Here is a 19009-nt window from a genome sequence, read left to right on the forward strand (position 1 = left end):
CGCGATACCACGAGGTATCCCTGCGTTTTTCGCCTTGCATCCACAGTCTTTCGAACACAATAGCCCTCGCGCAGAGACTTTGAACAGGCTCTAAGATTCTTCTCACCGCTGAACGTCCAATAAGAAAATGACCATTCGCATCGGGATTTCCGCTCGTCTGCTGCACAGCCCACCGCCGGGGCTTGGCTTACCGCTAAAGCGCCTGCAGTTTCTGGAAAGCAATATGGCGCAGTGGATCATGTCGCACGGGGTGGTGGCGCTCATGATCCCATTCATCGACGAGCGCGTCCCCCGCAAGCGCCGCAACCCACCGTTTCGCGATCTGGTGGAAAGCCTGGACGGCCTGGTGCTTCAAGGCGGCATTGACATCTGCGCCGAAACCTATGGCGCCAAGCCATGGAAGGAAGACACAGATAGCGATCCAATTCGCGACGAATACGAGCTGGATCTTTTGCGCGGCTTCGTGGAGGCCGACAAGCCGGTGCTGGGCATTTGCCGTGGGGCGCAACTTCTGAACGTCTACTTTGGCGGCACGCTGATCCAGGACATCCCCACGCAATGGCCGGGCGCCATCCGGCACCAGGACGAACGAGATTACGACCGGCTGACCCACGAAGTGCATTTTCTTCCCGGCTCTCGGCTGTCTGATATTTACGGCTACGAGCCGCAGCGCGTCACCAGCATTCACCACCAGTGCGTTGATCGCCTTGGCAAAGGGCTGGTGCTCGAAGCGCGCAGCCCCATTGATTTGGTGCCCGAGGCCATTCGCCATACAGACGCACCCTTCGTCATGGGAGTGCAATGGCATCCTGAGTTTCACATGGGCGGTGCGGAAGATGGCTTACCCGGGGTGCTTGACAGCGGCCCCTTGATGATGGCTTTTCTAAAGGCCGCTGTTCGGCGTGCGGGCCGCATGCGTTTCCTCACGGACAGCATGGCGCATGTGCGTGAAAAAATCCGGTGAAAAACGGATCTAAGAGCACGTTCAAAGAGCATTCCGGACTAAACACGACATGGGCGAGTTTGAACTGATAGAGCGCTTCTTCAAGACGCCCGCTCAAACACAAGCAAAAGCGCAATTAACCACCATCGCGCTGGGCATTGGCGACGACTGCGCCCTGATACAGCCCGCTCCAGGCACCCAAATCGCCATCAGCAGCGATATGCTGGTGGAAGGTCGCCATTTCTTCGCCGACGTCGACCCGAACGCCCTGGGCCACAAAGCGCTGGCGGTCAACCTCAGTGATCTCGCGGCTATGGGAGCCGAGCCACTGGGGTTCACCTTGGCTCTGGCACTGCCGCCTGAGCGCGCCCGCGACGAGGCATGGCTCGCGGCCTTTTCAGGCGGGCTGCTGGCTCTGGCCAACGCGCACCACTGCCCCCTCATCGGGGGCGACACCACTGCAGGGCCACTCAACCTGTGTATCACCGTGTTTGGTCAGTTACCCGTCGGACAGGCCTTGAGGCGAGATGGTGCCCATGCAGGTGACGACATTTGGGTCAGTGGCACGCTGGGCGATGCGCGCCTCGCCTTGGGCGTCCTTCGTGGCGAATGGATGCTACCGCCCGACGTGATGGCCGCTGCGCGCCAACGGCTGGAACGCCCCACCCCGCGCCTGGCCCTCGGCGTGGCACTGCGTGGTATGGCCAGCGCCTGCGCGGACGTGAGCGACGGTCTGGCGGGTGATCTGGGACACATCTTGAAGGCCAGCTCGGTCGGAGCGGAGATCGAAGCCAGCATGGGGGCTCATCTGACGGCCGCTGGCGCTTTTCCCTCGCTGGCAGGAGGTCGTTTCCATTCAGAGACCCTACTCCAGTTGGCGCTCACTGGCGGCGACGATTACGAGCTTGTCTTTACCGCACCCGCGGCCGCCCGCCGTGCCGTGCAGTCAGCCGCCGAGCGTGCGACCACCCCGGTCACCCGCGTCGGTCGAATCGTGGAGCAGCCAGGCCTGCGTCTCATCGAAGCGAACGGTCAACCCACGCCACTGGAGGCACGCGCCTTCGACCACTTCGACTAGGAGTCCCTTCATTCCCCGCAGGGAACCCAGCCTGTAAAAGCCGAAGACCGCACGCGTAGAATCGCGCCCTTTCGTTTCTCCAGCCCGCGCCTGCCGGCCTCGGCCTCGGCGGTTCGCCCATCACCCTCTCGCGCCTGATTTATTGCTCATGGATATCGTTGTCAAGGAAGACCTCAAAGCCTATATCGACCCTCTTACCCCAGACGAATACAGCGCGCTGGAGCGCAGCATCCTGGCCGAAGGTTGCCGCGATGCACTGGTACTCTGGGGTGATCTGCTGGTCGACGGGCACAACCGCTACGGCATCTGCCAGAAACATGGTTTGCCTTTCTCCACCGTACAGGCGCTCCAATTCCAGACGCTGGAAGACGTGCATCTGTGGATGATTGACCAGCACCTGGGCCGGCGCAGCATTTCGGACTTTCAACGCGGCGTGCTTGCGCTGCGCAAGCGCGACATTCTGGAAACACGCCTGAAAACTGCACCCGCGGCTGAGAGATCCGTCAGCCCAGCCGGTAGCCCTCCCTTTGACGTGGATGGGGACGGCAGCACTTCAACGCACGAGGCCAGCCCCGAACCTAAGCCCCCCTCCGGCACCACCACCGCCCCCGCTGACACGCAGTTGCTGAAAAGCCGTGAGGCCCTGGCCAAGGCCGCGCGCCTCAGCAGCACCCAGGTGCGCATGATCGAGGCCATCCAGAGCCAGGCTGCACCCGAGGTGGTGGCGGCCGTCAGGGCGGGCGACATCACGCTCAGCACTGCCGCCACGGTCGCCAGCCTGCCCGCCGAGGAACAAGCGCAAGCTGCCCATGGCGGCGCCAAGGAATTGCGCCAGGCTGCCAAACGGGTACGTGAGGCCAAACGCAAGCCCAAGCCAGAAGACACGGGATCGGGCGATGAAGCCGCAGCGACCTCGGAGGAACACAGCGTCGACAGCCTGCTGGCCCGTGTTCGCGAGCTGGAATCCGAGAACGCCAGCCTGCGCGCGCGCATCGCACAACTGCAGGCCCAGCTCAGCCCCAGCGACGCCGACTGATGCTCGGCACCGGACGGCTTGATTCCGTCCGGCGGGAGCCAGCTTGCGCTGCTTCAGCAGACGCATCATTTTTGACGCGCCTGAAATCCTCACCCGTCGAGCTGAGCCAGTAGGGGCCGCCGAAGCGGCTCTATCAGCCAGAAGTGGACCATGCCGATTCGGGATTGGATAATTCACCGACAAGGAGAACCTATGAACGCCCCTCTCACCTTCTATACCCACCCGATGTCGCGTGGCCGAGTTGCACGCTGGATGCTGGAAGAAACCGGCTTGCCCTATGAAACCGTGCTGCTCGACTACGACACTACGATGAAGGCACCCGAATACCGCGCCATCAATCCCATGGGCAAGGTGCCGGCCATCAAGCACGGAGATACGGTGGTCACGGAAAACGCCGCCATCGCCATGTACCTGGCCGATCTGGTGCCGGGCAAGCAACTCTCGCCGCCGGTGGGCAGCGCCGCACGTGGCCCTTACTATCGGTGGATCAGCTTCATGGGGCCAATGGAGCAACTGATGGTAGCCAAGGCATCAGCAGCCAAGCTGCCTGATCCACGGATGGCGGGGTTCGGTACTGAGCAGGAGCTGCTTGACACGCTGGAAAGCGCGGTAAAAGACCGCGAACATCTGGCTGGTGATCACTTCACCGCGGTCGATCTGCTGGTGGCGGCCTCTCTAAGCTGGTACCTGCAGTTCAAACTACTGGAAGCCAGGCCCGCTTTCACACAATTTGCGACGCTCCACCGGACCCGGCCGGCGGCTCTGCGAGCCGAGGAAATCGACAACGCGTTGTTAGCAAAGAAGTAATCTAATGCCTTTTCCGCTCAGTGAACGCCGCGCCTTACTGGCAGTAAAGGGCGTGGGCCCCACGGTCATCGCGCGGCTGGAGCAAATGGGTATTGAGTCGCTCGCGCACCTGGCGAGCGAGCACCCGGTGGATATCCTGGCCAGAGGTGCGCAGCTAACCGGATCAAGCTGCTGGAAAAACAGCCCTCAGGCGCGCGCCGCAATCGCGGCTGCGATTGAGGAAGCGCAGCAGCATAAAGCGCCCGGCTGATAGGATCAGCTTTCGATTGTTCTTAGATCGTGTTCAGAACCCCATGAGCCTGGCCGACGCCCCCCGTGAAGATGTGACTGATGTGCAGGTTCGCCCTGCCGAAACTGTACCCAGGGCGGCAATAGCCCCTGAACCGGTCGAACTCGAACCGCTTTCCCCCGCCGCGGGGCCGCCACCAGCGGGTGCCGTACGGCCCAGTGCCCGCTTCATGCGCACGCACCCCGCGCATTGGATCGCCTTTGGGTTCGGCTCCGGGCTCTCGCCCCTCGCGCCCGGCACTGCCGGCACCTTGTGGGGATGGCTGGCCTGGTTGGTCCTGACGCAATGGCTCACCACCCCGGTGGAGCAAGCCTGGGTGATTGTGATTGGTCTGGCCGTGGCTTGGTGGGCCAGTACGGTCACCGCCAAGCACTTGCGTATCGCTGATCCTAGCGCCATCGTGGTCGATGAGATCATCGCGTTCTGGATCGTGCTGTGGTTGGTGCTGCCTGCCGGCTTCTGGGCGCAAGTGGTGGCATTTGCGCTGTTTCGCTTTTTTGATGCTGTCAAACCCGGACCTGTGGGCTGGGCTGACCGGCTCTTTCATGGTGCGAAAGGATGGCGCGGCGGGTTTGGGATCGTCTGGGATGATTTGGTGGCGGCTTTCTGCACGCTAGGGGTGATTGCGCTTTGGCAGGTGTGGTGAGGGGCCAGATGGGGGGACGTGGCGCGCTATGTGGAAGCTGCTGGCCCTCACGCCGCAGCCGGCCGCCCCAACCCTCTCCCGCATGCGGGAGAGGGAGTAAGTCCGTGTGCTCGGGGAGGGGGTGCCACCATGGACACGCTGCTTGCCCCCACCGGTTGGCCGGCCCCGCCCAACCTTCCCCCAACGGGGGAAGGAGTAATACCAGCGCTCAGTCACAGTCTCAGGTTCTGGGGCTCAAGTCTGCATGCGGGGGAAGGAGCTTTACGGCCGTGTGGTGCGATATGGGTAGCGCAGAGCACTATGGATGACGGATATGAATATGAATGACATCGTTCAGGAATTGGCTGCCGCACTTCGCGGACATCGCTGGCAGCTTTGCACTGCGGAGAGCTGCACAGGCGGGCTGATCTCGGGGGCTTGTACAGACCTCGCAGGCTCGTCCGATTGGTTCGATCGTGGTTTTGTGACCTATAGCAATGCAGCCAAATCTGAATTGCTCGCAGTTCCCATGGACTTGATCGTTCTGCATGGCGCCGTGAGCGAGCCCGTCGTGCGCGCCATGGCGGAAGGTGCGCTGGCTCGATCAAACGCCCAGGTCAGCGTGGCGGTGACCGGCGTCGCGGGGCCTGGCGGCGGTAGTGCGGAGAAGCCGGTGGGCACCGTGTGGTTCGGCTGGTGTGTGAACGGCAAAACCATCAGCGAGTGCGCGCACTTCGAAGGTGATCGCGCTCGCGTACGAGCAGCCACCGTAGAGCATGCGCTGCGCGGGTTGTTGGCCAGACTGAGCACTGTTTGATCTCACGATCGAGCTCAGAAGGTGTCAGTGAATCCTGCATGCCCGAAAGGGCCGCCAGAAACCGCCCACTCCAGGCGCGAAGCACAGGTGTAGATCGAGCTACGGCGTGCATTGGTGCGGCCGGCCCAGGCAACGCCAAGCGTGTGGTTTTTGGCGGTCACAGGGGGCATGAGGGATTCGTTCGTACCTTCTCTGCACGCTGAACTGCGGACCTCCGCTTTTCGTTCGCGGCAGAGACATGGCGTGCGGGCAGGTGGTCTGCAAGAAGTTTCATTTCATACACGTATGATGTTCTGAACACTCGCTGCGGTCACCCGCCAGCTTAGCGCGTCCAGGACGCGCACATAAAGAAAGCCCGCTATGTCCGCATCATCCCTGACGCCCTCGAACACCGTTCGCTACAGCACACTCGCCCTGTGCGCGCTGGTGCTGATCCTGAGTTTGTTCTCCATGATTGCCTTCGGCAGCGGGGGCCTGTGGTTTCTGGCGTCCGGCCTGCTGGTCGCACTGGGGGTGTATGACCTCGTGCAAACACGCCATGCCATCCTGCGCAACTACCCCATACTGGGGCATATGCGTTTCGTGCTGGAATTCATCCGCCCGGAAATGCGTCAGTATTTCATTGAAAGCGACACCGAGGCTCAGCCTTTTTCTCGTGCCCAAAGGTCGGTGGTGTACCAGCGCGCCAAAGGTGACCCGGACAACCGACCGTTTGGCACACAGTTGGATGTGGGCGCCGAAGGTTACGAGTGGATCAACCACTCCATGAGCCCGACGAAGATCGAATCGCACGACTTCCGGCTCTGGATCGGCGGCCAGCCGGGCGCGCAAAACCCCGGCACCGAGCCCTGCACACAGCCTTACAGCGCAAGCGTATTCAATGTGTCCGCCATGAGTTTTGGCGCCTTGTCGGCCAATGCCATTCTGGCGCTCAACCAAGGTGCCAAGATTGGCGGCTTCGCGCACGACACCGGCGAAGGCTCCATCTCCCAGTACCACCGCTTGCACGGCGGAGACCTGATCTGGCAAATCGCCTCAGGCTATTTCGGCTGCCGAGATACCAACGGTAAATTCAGCCCCGAGCGCTTTGCAAAGCAAGCCTGCGAGCCGCAGGTGAAAATGATAGAGCTCAAGCTCAGCCAAGGCGCCAAACCCGGCCACGGCGGCGTGTTGCCAGGCGCCAAGGTCACACCTGAAATTGCCGCCACGCGCGGTGTGCCCGTAGGCGTGGATTGCATTTCGCCCTCAGCGCACAGCTCCTTCTCGACGCCCGTGGAACTTCTGCGCTTCGTGGCTGAATTGCGCCGTCTCTCGGGTGGCAAACCGACTGGCCTCAAGCTTTGCATTGGGCACCCCTGGGAGTGGTTTGCCATCGCCAAGGCCATGCTGGAGACGGGCATTACGCCGGATTTCATCGTCGTTGATGGCGCTGAGGGCGGCACGGGCGCCGCGCCGGTGGAATTTGTGGACCATGTGGGCACACCGCTGCAAGAAGGCTTGCGGCTGGTGCACAACACATTGATTGGCATCGGCTTGCGTGATCGCGTCAAGCTCGGCTGCGCTGGCAAGGTGATCACCGCGTTCGATGTCGTGCGCATGCTGGCGCTGGGAGCCGATTGGTGCAATTCAGCGCGAGGCTACATGATGGCGCTAGGCTGCATACAGGCTCAAAGCTGCCATACGGGCCGCTGCCCCACCGGAGTGACCACACAAGACCCGCTGCGTCAGAAAGCACTGGTGGTGACCGACAAGGCTCCCCGGGTAGCGCAGTTTCATGCCAATACCTTGCACGCCCTCAAGGAATTGCTGCAAGCAGCCGGCCTGAAGCACCCCGATGAAGTGACTTCCCACCACATCGTGCGGCGCATCGACGATACCGAAGTGCGTCTGCTTTCCACCTTGATGCCGCGTCTGGAAGCGGGCGCCATCTTGAACGACCTGGCCCATCAGCCCAATGTGTTTCGACTGTATTGGCCCCTCGCCAGCGCGCACAGCTTTGCGCCGCAACACCCTACTGCGGGCGAAACACCGCCTGACCTGCGGGATTCGCATGCGGGCTATAGAAACCGGGCACCTGCGTCCGCACGCGAAGTGGCGCAGGAGCTGAAAACCAATCACCCACCCGAGCCACCACCAGAGCATCCAGTGGCCGCCGAACAGGCCCCTGCCCCTGCGGCGACGCCTGCCTCACCCACTCAAGTGCCCACCGAATGGACCTCGTCCGATAAAGCACATGCGGCCGAAAAAGCCAAAGCGACGGACGTAGGCTAGCGCTTGCCAAAACAGCATGAGGGTGTCATAACTTGACGCCCGTCAAGCGAGCGTCGATTGAATAGGTACATACCCGAAGAGAACAACTGATCCAGATCATGGGGAAGCTCCGGTACAAACCCGAATCGGCAAAACCCCAATCGGCATAGCGACTTAGCCCCCGCATAATTCCCCGGTCTACAGCGGAATCGGAAAATTTTGCACACGGGTCGCATGAGTTCAGACATCATTTTGGAAACACGGGGACTCGTCAAAGAGTTCAAAGGTTTTGTCGCCGTCAGCGACGTCAACCTCAAAGTACGCAGGGGTACTATTCACGCGTTGATCGGCCCTAATGGAGCCGGAAAAACGACGTGCTTCAACCTGCTCACCAAATTCCTGGAACCCACACGCGGGCAAATCCTGTTTGATGGCCAGGACATCACAAAAGAGAAACCTGCGCAGATCGCACGGCGTGGCGTGGTGCGGTCATTTCAGATTTCCTCCACCTTCCCGCACATGAGCGTGCTGAAGAATGTGCGCGTGGCATTGCAGCAAAAACTGGGCACAGAGTTTCACTTCTGGAAAAAGGAACACACGCTGAACCAGCTTGACGACCGTTGCATGGAATTGCTTGGTTTCGTAGGACTGGCCGAGTTCGCCGACCTGGAGGCCGGAGATTTGCCCTATGGCCGCAAGCGCGCGCTGGAGATCGCCACGACCTTGGCCATGGACCCACAGTTGATGCTGCTGGATGAACCTACGCAAGGCATGGGCCTGGAAGATGTGGAAATGGTCACTCAGCTGATCAAGAAGGTGGCTGCCAACCGCACCATTCTGATGGTGGAGCACAACATGGGCGTGGTGGGCACGATTGCCGACACGATTACCGTGTTGCAGTTCGGCGAAGTGATTGCGGAGGGGCCTTATGCGGAGGTGTCTCGCAACCCGCAGGTGCTGGAAGCCTACATGGGCAGTGCCGATGAAACTCTTTAATGCGCGGAAACCCTCTTCCATGCTCGCACCAGCGCACGGGCCCAAACACGATCGCTGTGGACTTCTGACATGAGCACCTCATCCACCCCTGCCATTCAGCTCAAGGACGTGCATGCCTGGTATGGCGAGTCGCACATTCTGCATGGCGTGAACATATCTGTGATGCCGGGTGAGGTCGTTACTCTGCTGGGCCGCAACGGCGCCGGCCGCACCTCTACGCTTCGCGCCATCATGGGGCTGGTGGGCAAGCGTACCGGATCCATATCGATTTCCGGTTCAGAAACCGTGCGCTTGGCGCCTCACCAGATTGCACGGCTTGGCCTGGGTTACTGCCCCGAGGAGCGCGGCATCATGACCTCGCTCACGTGCGAGGAAAACCTGATGCTGCCGCCCAAGATCGCGGAAGGCGGCATGAGCCTGGACGAGATCTACACCATGTTCCCCAACCTGAAGACACGCCGCTCCAGCCCGGGCGGTCGTCTTTCAGGGGGAGAGCAGCAAATGCTGGCGGTAGCGCGCATTCTGCGTACGGGTGCCAAGATATTGCTGCTGGATGAAATCTCGGAAGGTCTCGCACCAGTGATTGTGCAGACCTTGGCGCGCATGATCCAGGAGCTCCGAAAACGCGGTTTCACCATCCTCATGGTGGAGCAGAACTTCCGCTTCGCCGCGCCATTGGCTGATCGCTTCTACATCATGGAGCGTGGCCTCATCCTGCGTGAGCTTTCCGCCGCCGAACTCAAAGACAACATGCACACCTTGCATGAGTCCCTGGGAGTGTGAGCATTGATTGCCAAGCCCTTTCAGAAAATTGAATCCTCCCGGAGCCAGCGATCATTCGCTCCAAGCGCCGAGGCATAGGGTGATATCCGCTTTTTACAGTCCACTAAGTCAAGGAGACAAACCGATGAAACGCAAACTACTGTGCTCTCTCATGGCCGCCGTTGGCCTCACCGCAGCTGGCCTGGCCCAAGCCCAGATATCGGGCAACGTTGTCAAGATTGGCGTGATGAACGATATGTCTGGCGTGTATGCCGACATCGGTGGCCCAGGCTCTGTGCTGGCCGCCAAGATGGCCGTCGAAGACTATGTGAAGGCCACCAAATCAACGCTGAAGGTGGAGATCGTCTCTGCCGATCACCAGAACAAGCCAGACATTGGTTCCAGCATCGCTCGCAAATGGTATGACTCCGACGGCGTGGACATGATTGTCGACGTACCAACTTCCTCGGTTGGCCTGGCGGTGAGCGAAGTCACCAAGGAAAAGGGCAAGGTACACGTCAACACCGGTTCTGCCGCTTCTGACTTGACCGGCAAGGCATGCTCGCCCAATACCGTACATTGGCTCTACGATACGTGGATGCTTGCTCATGGCACAGGGAGTGCAGTGGTGAAGAGCGGCGGCGATACCTGGTTTTTCCTGACGGCTGACTACGCCTTCGGTCACGCCCTGGAACGCGATACGTCAGAAGTCGTGAAAGCCTCTGGCGGCAAGATCCTTGGCGGCGTGAAGGTTCCGCTGTCGACTCAGGATTTTTCATCGTTCCTGCTGCAAGCCCAGGCCTCCAAGGCGAAGATCGTCGGCCTGGCCAATGCAGGCGGCGACACGATCAACTCCATCAAACAAGCCGCTGAATTCGGCATCGTCAAAGGTGGACAAAAACTGGCTGGATTGCTGGTGTTCCTGCCGGACATTCACGGCTTGGGTCTGGCGACTGCACAAGGCCTGAACGTGACCGAAGCCTGGTACTGGGATCTGAACGACTCCAGCCGTGCCTGGGCTAAGCGCTTCGCCGGAGCCAATAAAGGCAAGTATCCATCCTCAGACCACGCCGGCGTCTATGCGGGTGTAATGCACTACCTGAAGGCGATCGACGCCAGCAAGACCGACGACGGCACCAAAGTAGTGGCCAAGATGAAAGAGCTTCCCACAGACGATCCACTGTTCGGCAAGGGCAGTATTCGTGCTGACGGACGCAAGATTCACCCCGTCTATCTGTTCGAGGTCAAAGCGCCCAAAGAGTCCAAAGGACCCTACGATTACTACAAGCTGAAGCAGACCATTCCAGCTGATCAGGCGTTCCGCCCACTGGCTGAAGGCAACTGCCCGCTGGTCGCCCAGAAGTAATCAGCACACCAGCCTTCATATCAGAGTTAACAGGGAACGAGAGAGCGCATGGAAGTCTTCGGCATTCCGATCCAGGCCATGATGGGGCAATTGCTCATTGGCCTTATTAACGGCTCGTTCTACGCCCTGCTCTCACTGGGGCTGGCTGTCATCTTCGGCCTGCTCAACATCATTAACTTCACCCATGGTGCCCAGTACATGCTGGGTGCCTTTGGTGCTTACCTTCTGCTGAACGTGGTGGGGTTGAGTTATTGGTGGGCGCTGCTGCTGGTTCCGCTCCTGGTAGGCGCTTTGGGCGTGATCATTGAGCGCACCATGCTGGCCAGGCTATACAAATTGGACCATCTGTACGGCCTGCTACTGACCTTTGGCTTGGCGCTGATGATCCAGGGATTTTTCCGAAATGAGTATGGCTCCACTGGCTTGCCTTATGCCATTCCGGAGGAGCTCTCTGGTGGGATCAGCCTGGGCTTCATGTTTTTGCCGAAGTACCGAGGCTGGGTCATTGTGGCTTCGTTTGTCATCTGCTTGTGCACGTGGTTTGTCATAGAGCGCACCAAACTGGGCGGCTATTTGCGAGCGGCCACGGAGAATCCGCAACTCGTTCAAGCTTTCGGCATCAACGTGCCTCGCATGGTCACGCTCACCTACGGCTTCGGGGTAGCGCTGGCCGCACTGGCCGGTGTGATGGCTGCGCCTATTTACCAAGTGAGCCCTCAAATGGGCGCGGATCTCATCATCGTGGTTTTCGCGGTGGTGGTGATCGGAGGCATGGGCTCCATCATGGGCGCCATCGTCACAGGGTTCGGCCTGGGGCTTGTAGAGGGGCTTACCAAAGTGTTCTACCCGGAAGCCTCCAGCACCGTTATTTTTATCATCATGACCATAGTGCTCCTGATCCGGCCAGCAGGCCTGTTCGGCACTCAGAAGTAAGCCATGACCGCGCCCACCACCAATACCGCACTGGCGGCAAGTGCCACGCACCGCAAGGTGTTCATCGCCATGGCTTTGGTATTCGCATTGGCCCCGCTGGCCGGCGTATATCCAGTTTTCATGATGAAAGTGATGTGTTTCGCGCTGTTTGCGTGCTCCTTCAATCTGCTGCTTGGATTTGGCGGGTTGCTCTCGTTCGGCCACGCCATGTTCCTCGGCAGTGCGGGATACGCGGCAGCACACGCCGCCAAGGTTTGGGGCTTCACACCCGAGTTGGCTATTCTTTTCGCAACGCTGTGCGCGGCCACCCTAGGCTGGCTTGCGGGCATGCTCGCCATTCGCCGACAAGGCATTTACTTTGCCATGATCACGCTGGCGCTGGCCCAGATGGTTTTCTTCTTCAGCCTCCAGGCACCATTTACTGGCGGTGAAGACGGCATCCAGGCCGTCCCGCGCGGACGGCTATTCGGCCTGATCGATCTATCGCAACCGATGGCGATGTACGCGTTCGTGTTCACGATCTTCATCGGCGGCTTTCTGCTGATCTACCGTATCGTCCATTCGCCTTTCGGCCAGGTACTCCAAGCCATTCGAGAAAACGAACCACGCGCTATTTCGCTGGGCTATGACGCAGACAAATTCAAGCTCCGGGCCTTTGTGCTGTCTGCAGCCCTCTCAGGAATGGCTGGTGGCACCAAGTCTCTCGTATTTCAACTTGCTTCGCTGACGGACGTGCATTGGAGCATGTCAGGCGAGGTCATTTTGATGACCCTGCTGGGCGGCATGGGGACCATCTTTGGTCCGGTCGTGGGCGCCGCGGTGATCATCACCATGCAAAACTATCTGGCCGAACTGGGCTCCTGGGTTTTGGTGATTCAGGGGGCCATCTTCGTAGTTTGCGTCTTGCTGTTCAGGCGCGGCATTGTGGGCGAAGTCGGGGCGTGGTTTAAGAAATCGCTCTGAGCGTTCTTTGATCGGCCACAGAGCCTGGCCCCAGTGCGCAGGAGGTGGCTCAACAGCCTTGGCCCGCAGAGAGCCCATGACCCACAGCCGGTTGCTCTGCCCCTACCCCGTCCATGTTGACGAAGTCTTTGCACCGAGAGATTGCATTGGCCGGCGCAGAGACAGCACGGCTGCATCTTTACTCAGTAAAAGCGCGCCGTGCTGAACGGCCAGGTCAATGAAAGGCTGATCATCAGCATCAGCACACCGGCAAGGCGCTGTGGGTGCGGGCGCTACGATGCACGTCAGCCGATCAAACTCAGCCAGGACTGCCTCGACATCCAGGCCACGGGCCGCTACGCGGGGCGCCACTTTGGGATAGTCCAACACCCGCGCCAATTCATCACGCATACCCGTGCTCGCAAGCCAGATGGCCTTCTCCGCAAGTAGCGCTTCGCGCAATGCCTCCGTAGTGGGATCCGCAAACACCAGCAAATCCAAAGCCACGTTGGTGTCGATGACCAGTTTGGTCGTCATACCCACAACCTACGCGCCCGCATTTCCGAATGCATCGTTGGAACCCAAGATCCGTTGCACGCTACCAATCTCCATCATGTGGCAAGAATTGCCGTGAAACACACAGCGATTGTGCGGTACCTAGAACTCCCCCTGGCGAAACGGCCTCTCTCCAAACAACCACTGCCCGACAGGAAGCATACATGCGGTTCTTTCCAGCCGCCGTTGGCCACCCGCTCCCGCTTCCATTCCCCGCATCCCAAGCTCAGCTTGCGACCACCCTGCATGCTCAGCTGACCACGGTCGTGGGTAACGGGGCCAGTACGCAGAACTTGCAGGATAACGTCCATTAGTTGGCTATACCGGTCAATGCAGCACATCGATCTGGGGCATCACACTGCCTCTGAAGAGGACGGCACCATTCTCGCAACCGGAGCTTGAGCACCAGTTCGCGCTGCACGTGCGGCAAGGCACGATCGATCCGCACTCCACGCATGGCAGCTCTTTCGTGCAGCTAGCAGCCTACAGCGTCGACGCAAGGGCGTCATGGAACCTTGGAGGTGACCGAGGAGGCCTTTCAACGCCTTTGAGAGCCTATTTTCAAGACCGGACTCTCCCCCCCAGGGCTTGCAAAATCTCACAGGCTTCTTCCGCCATCTTTGGCACAAACTCCGCTACATGCACGATGCTGTCGATTGCGCTGGAAACTTGGCCAGCTGCGATCAGGCCGTCTTCGACATCGCCCTCGCTCTGCGCACGTATCAAAGCCTTGTCCTTCCATTCGTTCAGCGCTTCGGCAGACATTTCACCGGCGTCTATGAGTTCCCGAAGCCGCTCCACCCCTTGGTTTCTTAAGCCACGGCCTGGCCCGTAGACAGAAGGGAAGAGCGTGTCGTCACCCTCGCGTGCGTCCACGATCTTTTGTCGATATACAGGGTGCCATTCGTTCTCGTATGTGGCGATGAAGCGAGTGCCCATAGCCACACCATCAGCGCCCATCGCCAGCGCAGCAGCGAGTGTTCGGCCGTCGTGCGCGCCACCGGAGAGCAGAACCGGCACGCGTACCTTAGCAGTAACATTGGGAATCAGCACAAAGGTGTGAACCGGCGAAGCGTGTGTGTGCCCGCCCATCTCGTAGCCGGATGCGATCACCACGTCTACTCCGGCAGCTTCCGCCTTGAGCGCCTGACGGGTGGATCCAACCTTGTGCATGTGAACAATCCCTGAGTCCTTGATGCGGTCACGGAACATGCCAGGAAAGCCCGCACTGGTGGTCAACACACGCAACTGCTTGGCGATGGCCGGGTCCGAGTCACGCGCATCAAGAACGGCCTTCACATAGGCGGCACTCACAGGCATCATCTCGCCAGATTCGGTAGTTCCTACCGGTACATTGACCGCAAAAACCGCTGACGTGAGCTTCATCACCTCATCGATCTGCGCACGCATGTCGCGCGCACCCACTTCCGGTGTTGCGGTCATGCCGGGAATGCTCACAGTGCCCAGGCCACCTGCAGACGATACAGCAGCTGCAAGACGAGAGGTACGAAAAGGTCCCATCCCCTCTTGCACGATAGGAAAGCGGATACCCACGAGTTCCGTGAACCGTGTCGTGATGGTTTTCATAGGAAATCTTTCAGTGCTGGATCAGCTTGTAGCGGCTTGATCGGAGAGAAGAACCATGGCCGATCCGTCGCACAGTGCTCCCGAAGTCACCACGCAACAGTCGTGGCGCGGCACCTGCCGGTTGCCACCACGCCCCTGCATCTGCAGCACTGCCTCGGCTACTGTATTCATGCCATGAAGATAGCCCTCAGACAACAATCCGCCATGTGTGTTGACTGGCAGGCGCCCATCGATCGCCGTGGCCCCGGAGGCGATGAACGCGCCCGCCTCGCCGCGCTCGCAAAAGCCCATGCCCTCAAGTCCCATGAGCACCACGCTAGTGAAGCAGTCATAGATCTCAGCGAATTGCACGTCATTCGCAGAAATACCGGCACGACGGTAGAGCTCCTCGCTCAACAGGCTGGTGAAGTTGCGCGTGTAGTCGTCATAGAGCATCTGGTCGCCGATGTCGAGGCCGGGCCGGGCGCCCGCACGGTAAGCAGCGGCGGCGACGACGGCAGGTGGATGGCGTAGATCGCGCGCACGTTCCAGCGAAGTCACTAAGATCGCGCACGCGCCATCTACCTCGGCGGTGCAGTCGGCCGCACGAAAAGGATCAGCGATCCACGGCAACTTGTAATAGCTCTCCAGATCTAGCGGCTTGCGCTGGACCGCGCGTTCATTGCGTTCGGCAAACCAGCGCTGCGCAACCGCCACGTTTGCCAGTGCTTCTGGCCCCTGCCCAGTCTCGTGTAAATAGCGACGCGCCCACATGGCGATGTACATCAGGTAAGAGTCATAGCCGATGGGATAGCGGTACTGCGACGCACCGCCCGGCATCTGGCCGCTACCCACACGCACACCAGAACGGCCGTTCAGCGCGCGAAACACAATGACGGATTCAGCCAGCCCATTTTCTATGGCCATCGCGGCTTGTCCGACCACATGCGACGGGCTTTGACCGCCTTGCTGAAAGTCCAGCACCCAGCGCAGACCAGGCAGGGCCAACGCGGTGGCCAACGCGTTACAGGTGACAGAGTCATTGAGCACCATGAAGGAGCCGACGCCATCCACCTCGCGCGCTGGCATTCCCGCGTCAGCCAACGCGGCCGATGCGGCCTCACAGGCCAGATCAAGGACGGTGCGTCCGGAATTGCGCGTGAACGCCGTGTAACCGACTCCTGCGATGGCTGCTTTTCCCACTGATATCTCCTTCAAACGTACCTTATGGCGTTTTGTGATTAAAATATTAACGTAATATTTAATTTTTGACAATGGCAGTCGGGGGCAAGCGGGATGATCGAATCGGATATGCAGCGTTGTGTCGACCGAGTGCTGCTGGAACGCAGGTCGATTCGGGCATTTCTTTCCGATCCGGTTGCACGGGAAGACATCGAGCAGATCCTGCGCTGCGCCGCCCGCGCGCCCTCTGGCACCAATACGCAGCCTTGGATGGTGCACGTCCTGCGGGGCGACTCCAAGGAGCGGCTGTCGCGAGAAATCCTGCGGATCCACGATTCGCCGGAACTGCGGGAGCAGCACTCAGAGGAGTACCCGTACTACCCTGACCGTTGGATCTCACCGTTCATCGATCGTCGCCGCAAGGTCGGTTGGAGCTTGTACTCTTTGCTGGGTCTGACCCGCGAAAACAAGCCAGGCATGCATGCACAGCTCGGGAGAAACTTCACTTTTTTCGATGCACCGGTGGCGCTCATGTTCACCATCGACCGTGTGATGTCACATGGATCATGGCTAGACTACGGCATGTTCCTGCAGAACATCATGATTGCGGCGCAGGCTCGCGGCCTCGGCACCTGCGCGCAAGCGGCGTTCAGGCCATACCACCGACTGATCGCCGCTCACCTCAAACTTCCTGCCCACGAAACGCTCGTCTGCGGTATGGCTCTGGGACATGCCGATCCGGCCGCCATCGAAAATACCCTGGTGACTGAAAGAGATGAACTCGAAGCTTTCGTTCGGTTCAACGACTGACATAATCCAATACGCATTCGCTCACCATCGCACCCCCTAATCGAGACTAGCCCCCATGGTGAAAGCTGCCACCAAACAGCCCCGCAGAAAGCCGGGACGCCCCCTTGCCACCGCCGACGTTGACACCCGCAAGGCGCTGCTCAACGCGGCGCACGACCTTCTCCTCGAAAGCAAAGGGCTACCAGTGCCCATCAGCGCGATCTGCGAGAAAGCGCGCGTTAACCCCGCGATGGTCAACTACTACTTCGGTGGTAAACGTGACCTCACGGTTTCACTTTTCGAGCAGTTGTGTGAATCGTGGAATCCCGATCTGGAAAGTCTGCTTTTGCTGGACGTCCCTCCAAGCAAGAAGTTGGAGATCCACATCCGGCAGATGATCCGCAACTACCAGAACACCCCATATGCCAGCAGGCTGATGACGGAAGTCATCATGACTACCAAACCTGCAGTCGCCAAGCGGCTCGGGAATAACTTCGTGAGGCCACTGATCTCGTTTTACGAACGGCTGATTGAGCAAGGCGTGGCAGCCGGCGAGTTCCGGCCGGTTGAACCAATGTTCCTGTTCTTCTCAGTGGTAGGCCAATGCGAGTACATGTTCGCCTCGTTGCCGCTGCTGTCGTCCGCGCTTGGTATCACCAAGCTCGACGAAGAGTTCCAGGAGTCTTTCATCAAGCATACGACGCAACTCGTGTTCTACGGCGTGGCCAGCGGTAACAACGCAAGCTCAGAAAGCCCTGCGAAGCCGGCGCGCAAGGCAACGGCTAAGACAACAAAGGCCGCAGCCAAGATTCAAGAATAGGTGTCTGTGTAGCCGAAGATACCCAAGAAGCGCGCACATCGAGAGTAACGGTTGTACCGAGAAGCTCCTCCCAGACAGTAGCACCGTTACCGGCGCGAGCCGAAGCCCTTCATTTTTGCAATCACCTGCAACATGGTCTCGTCGCTACCGCCCCCAATCGACAGGAGACGCAGGTCGCGGTAATAGCGGCTGACAGGGTTGTCCCACATAAATCCCATACCCCCCCAGTACTGAAGGCAAGAGTCGGTCACGACTCGCGCCAGGCGCCCTGCCTTGAGTTTGGCCATCGTGGCCAGCAACGTGACGTCTTCGCCCGCGACATAGGCATCCGTCGCCCGGTAGACCAAGGAGCGTAACGCCTCCACGTCAACCTGGAGTTCAGCGAGGCGAAACTGCACCGCCTGGTTGCCAAGCACCGAGGAGCCGAAGATCATTCGCTCCCGACAATAATCCGCCGTAGTGTCGATACAGCGCTCCATGGCACGCAGCGTGGTGGCCGCCACATACAGACGCTCGTCCTGAAACTGCACCATCTGGTTGCGAAAACCCTCACCCTCTTCGCCGACCATAAAGCTCGCGGGCACGCGCACGCCATCGAACACGATCTCGGAGGTTTCTGACGAGCGCATTCCCAGCTTGTCCAGAGGCTTGGAAACCGCAATGCCTCGCTGCTTGGCGGGCACGATGAACATGCTCTTGTTTCGGTGCGATGGCTCGTCGGAGGTATTGGCCAGCACACAGAAGAAGTCTGCCTGCAATGCATTCGTGATCCACATTTTGGTGCCAGTGACGACGTACTCACCGCCATCCCGTACGGCCTTGCACTTCAGGCCGGCCACATCGGACCCCGCTTGCGGCTCACTTACGGCCACCGCGGCCACGTAATCCCCAGCGATCACCGGTGCGAGGAACTCGCGGCGCAACTCGTCGCTGCCGAACCGCGCGAGGGCCGGCGTGCCCATGCAGGTCTGTACACCAAAAGCCATAGGCAACGCGCCGATGCTGCAATGTCCGAGCTCCTCGGCTACAAGAACTTCCCAGCTGAAGTCCAACCCCAGGCCACCGTATTCCACAGGCTTGGAGACACCTGTAAGTCCAAGTTCCGCCATGCGCCGGAACACTTCATGCGCAGGGAATGCTCCGCGGCGCTCCCACTCTTGCGCGTTCGGGTCCACCTCTTCGGCGATGAAGCGCCGAATGACGGATCTAAGCGCGACTTGTTCGTGGGAGTTTTGCATGTCGTGATCCGTGGC

The 19009-nt window shown here is 59.8% G+C and carries 21 protein-coding genes; 16 read left to right on the plus strand and 5 right to left on the minus strand.

The genetic code is table 11. From position 1 onward, the window contains the following. Window positions 1–127 precede the first annotated feature (127 nt). From G518_RS38040 to G518_RS0132280, 7 genes are all read left to right on the plus strand, one after another. Window positions 128–964, plus strand: coding sequence for a gamma-glutamyl-gamma-aminobutyrate hydrolase family protein (locus G518_RS38040; RefSeq protein ID WP_051237655.1), 837 nt, complete (start codon window positions 128–130; stop codon window positions 962–964). 49 nt (window positions 965–1013) lie between these two features. Beyond that, entirely contained in the window at window positions 1014–2021 is a 1008-nt protein-coding gene (thiL, locus tag G518_RS0132255) for a thiamine-phosphate kinase (protein WP_028605979.1), read from the plus strand. 148 nt (window positions 2022–2169) lie between these two features. Further along, window positions 2170–3057, plus strand: a complete 888-nt coding sequence (locus G518_RS0132260) for a ParB N-terminal domain-containing protein (RefSeq protein ID WP_028605980.1) — start codon at window positions 2170–2172, stop codon at window positions 3055–3057. Between the two features lie 192 nt (window positions 3058–3249). After that, window positions 3250–3864, plus strand: a complete 615-nt coding sequence (locus G518_RS0132265; RefSeq protein WP_028605981.1) for a glutathione S-transferase family protein — start codon at window positions 3250–3252, stop codon at window positions 3862–3864. Window positions 3865–3868: 4 nt separating this feature from the next. Then, window positions 3869–4114 carry a Pathogenicity locus gene (locus G518_RS0132270; protein WP_028605982.1) on the plus strand — a complete coding sequence of 82 codons (246 nt, stop codon included), beginning with the start codon at window positions 3869–3871 and terminating at the stop codon, window positions 4112–4114. 208 nt (window positions 4115–4322) lie between these two features. Then, entirely contained in the window at window positions 4323–4799 is a 477-nt protein-coding gene (locus G518_RS0132275) for a phosphatidylglycerophosphatase A family protein (RefSeq protein WP_245598234.1), read from the plus strand. Window positions 4800–5112: 313 nt separating this feature from the next. Next, complete coding sequence (locus G518_RS0132280; protein WP_028605984.1) at window positions 5113–5595, plus strand: CinA family protein; 483 nt, start codon at window positions 5113–5115, stop codon at window positions 5593–5595. Between the two features lie 14 nt (window positions 5596–5609). On the opposite strand, the gene G518_RS40300 is transcribed toward G518_RS0132280, so the two are convergent. After that, entirely contained in the window at window positions 5610–5765 is a 156-nt protein-coding gene (locus G518_RS40300; RefSeq protein WP_156909629.1) for a hypothetical protein, read from the minus strand. Window positions 5766–5955: 190 nt separating this feature from the next. Between G518_RS40300 and G518_RS38045 the strand changes: the two genes are divergently transcribed. From G518_RS38045 to G518_RS0132315, 6 genes are all read left to right on the plus strand, one after another. Then, entirely contained in the window at window positions 5956–7866 is a 1911-nt protein-coding gene (locus G518_RS38045) for an FMN-binding glutamate synthase family protein (protein WP_084652486.1), read from the plus strand. Window positions 7867–8079: 213 nt separating this feature from the next. Further along, window positions 8080–8841, plus strand: coding sequence for an ABC transporter ATP-binding protein (locus G518_RS0132295; protein WP_028605985.1), 762 nt, complete (start codon window positions 8080–8082; stop codon window positions 8839–8841). Between the two features lie 69 nt (window positions 8842–8910). Next, complete coding sequence (locus G518_RS0132300; protein WP_028605986.1) at window positions 8911–9624, plus strand: ABC transporter ATP-binding protein; 714 nt, start codon at window positions 8911–8913, stop codon at window positions 9622–9624. A gap of 124 nt (window positions 9625–9748) precedes the next feature. Further along, a complete protein-coding gene (locus tag G518_RS0132305) occupies window positions 9749–10969 on the plus strand; it encodes an ABC transporter substrate-binding protein (protein WP_028605987.1) in 1221 nt (406 codons plus the stop codon). 48 nt (window positions 10970–11017) lie between these two features. Then, on the plus strand, window positions 11018–11902 hold the full coding sequence (locus G518_RS0132310) for a branched-chain amino acid ABC transporter permease (protein WP_028605988.1): 885 nt from the start codon (window positions 11018–11020) through the stop codon (window positions 11900–11902). Between the two features lie 3 nt (window positions 11903–11905). After that, window positions 11906–12865 (plus strand): branched-chain amino acid ABC transporter permease, encoded by a 960-nt coding sequence (locus tag G518_RS0132315; RefSeq protein ID WP_028605989.1) that lies wholly within the window; start codon window positions 11906–11908, stop codon window positions 12863–12865. Window positions 12866–12967: 102 nt separating this feature from the next. On the opposite strand, the gene G518_RS0132320 is transcribed toward G518_RS0132315, so the two are convergent. After that, window positions 12968–13381, minus strand: a complete 414-nt coding sequence (locus tag G518_RS0132320) for a putative toxin-antitoxin system toxin component, PIN family (protein ID WP_036596900.1) — start codon at window positions 13379–13381, stop codon at window positions 12968–12970. Between the two features lie 182 nt (window positions 13382–13563). On the opposite strand from G518_RS0132320, the gene G518_RS40305 reads away from it, so the two are divergent. Then, window positions 13564–13713: a hypothetical protein gene (locus G518_RS40305; RefSeq protein ID WP_156909630.1), complete on the plus strand. Its 150-nt coding sequence runs from the start codon at window positions 13564–13566 to the stop codon at window positions 13711–13713. Between the two features lie 247 nt (window positions 13714–13960). Here the strand turns inward: G518_RS40305 and G518_RS0132330 are convergent, their stop codons facing one another. Beyond that, window positions 13961–14986, minus strand: a complete 1026-nt coding sequence (locus G518_RS0132330) for an NAD(P)H-dependent flavin oxidoreductase (protein WP_028605991.1) — start codon at window positions 14984–14986, stop codon at window positions 13961–13963. A 21-nt stretch (window positions 14987–15007) separates the two neighbouring features. Then, on the minus strand, window positions 15008–16168 hold the full coding sequence (locus G518_RS0132335; protein WP_028605992.1) for a thiolase C-terminal domain-containing protein: 1161 nt from the start codon (window positions 16166–16168) through the stop codon (window positions 15008–15010). A 93-nt stretch (window positions 16169–16261) separates the two neighbouring features. On the opposite strand from G518_RS0132335, the gene G518_RS0132340 reads away from it, so the two are divergent. Together G518_RS0132340 and G518_RS0132345 are read left to right on the plus strand one after the other, a co-directional pair. Next, window positions 16262–16957, plus strand: coding sequence for a nitroreductase (locus G518_RS0132340; RefSeq protein ID WP_028605993.1), 696 nt, complete (start codon window positions 16262–16264; stop codon window positions 16955–16957). 55 nt (window positions 16958–17012) lie between these two features. Then, on the plus strand, window positions 17013–17756 hold the full coding sequence (locus G518_RS0132345; RefSeq protein WP_028605994.1) for a TetR family transcriptional regulator C-terminal domain-containing protein: 744 nt from the start codon (window positions 17013–17015) through the stop codon (window positions 17754–17756). A gap of 86 nt (window positions 17757–17842) precedes the next feature. Here the strand turns inward: G518_RS0132345 and G518_RS0132350 are convergent, their stop codons facing one another. After that, on the minus strand, window positions 17843–18994 hold the full coding sequence (locus G518_RS0132350; protein WP_028605995.1) for an acyl-CoA dehydrogenase family protein: 1152 nt from the start codon (window positions 18992–18994) through the stop codon (window positions 17843–17845). Window positions 18995–19009 lie beyond the last annotated feature (15 nt).

Origin of the sequence: Ottowia thiooxydans DSM 14619, from assembly GCF_000422885.1 — a bacterium.
Lineage (GTDB): Bacteria > Pseudomonadota > Gammaproteobacteria > Burkholderiales > Burkholderiaceae_C > Ottowia > Ottowia thiooxydans.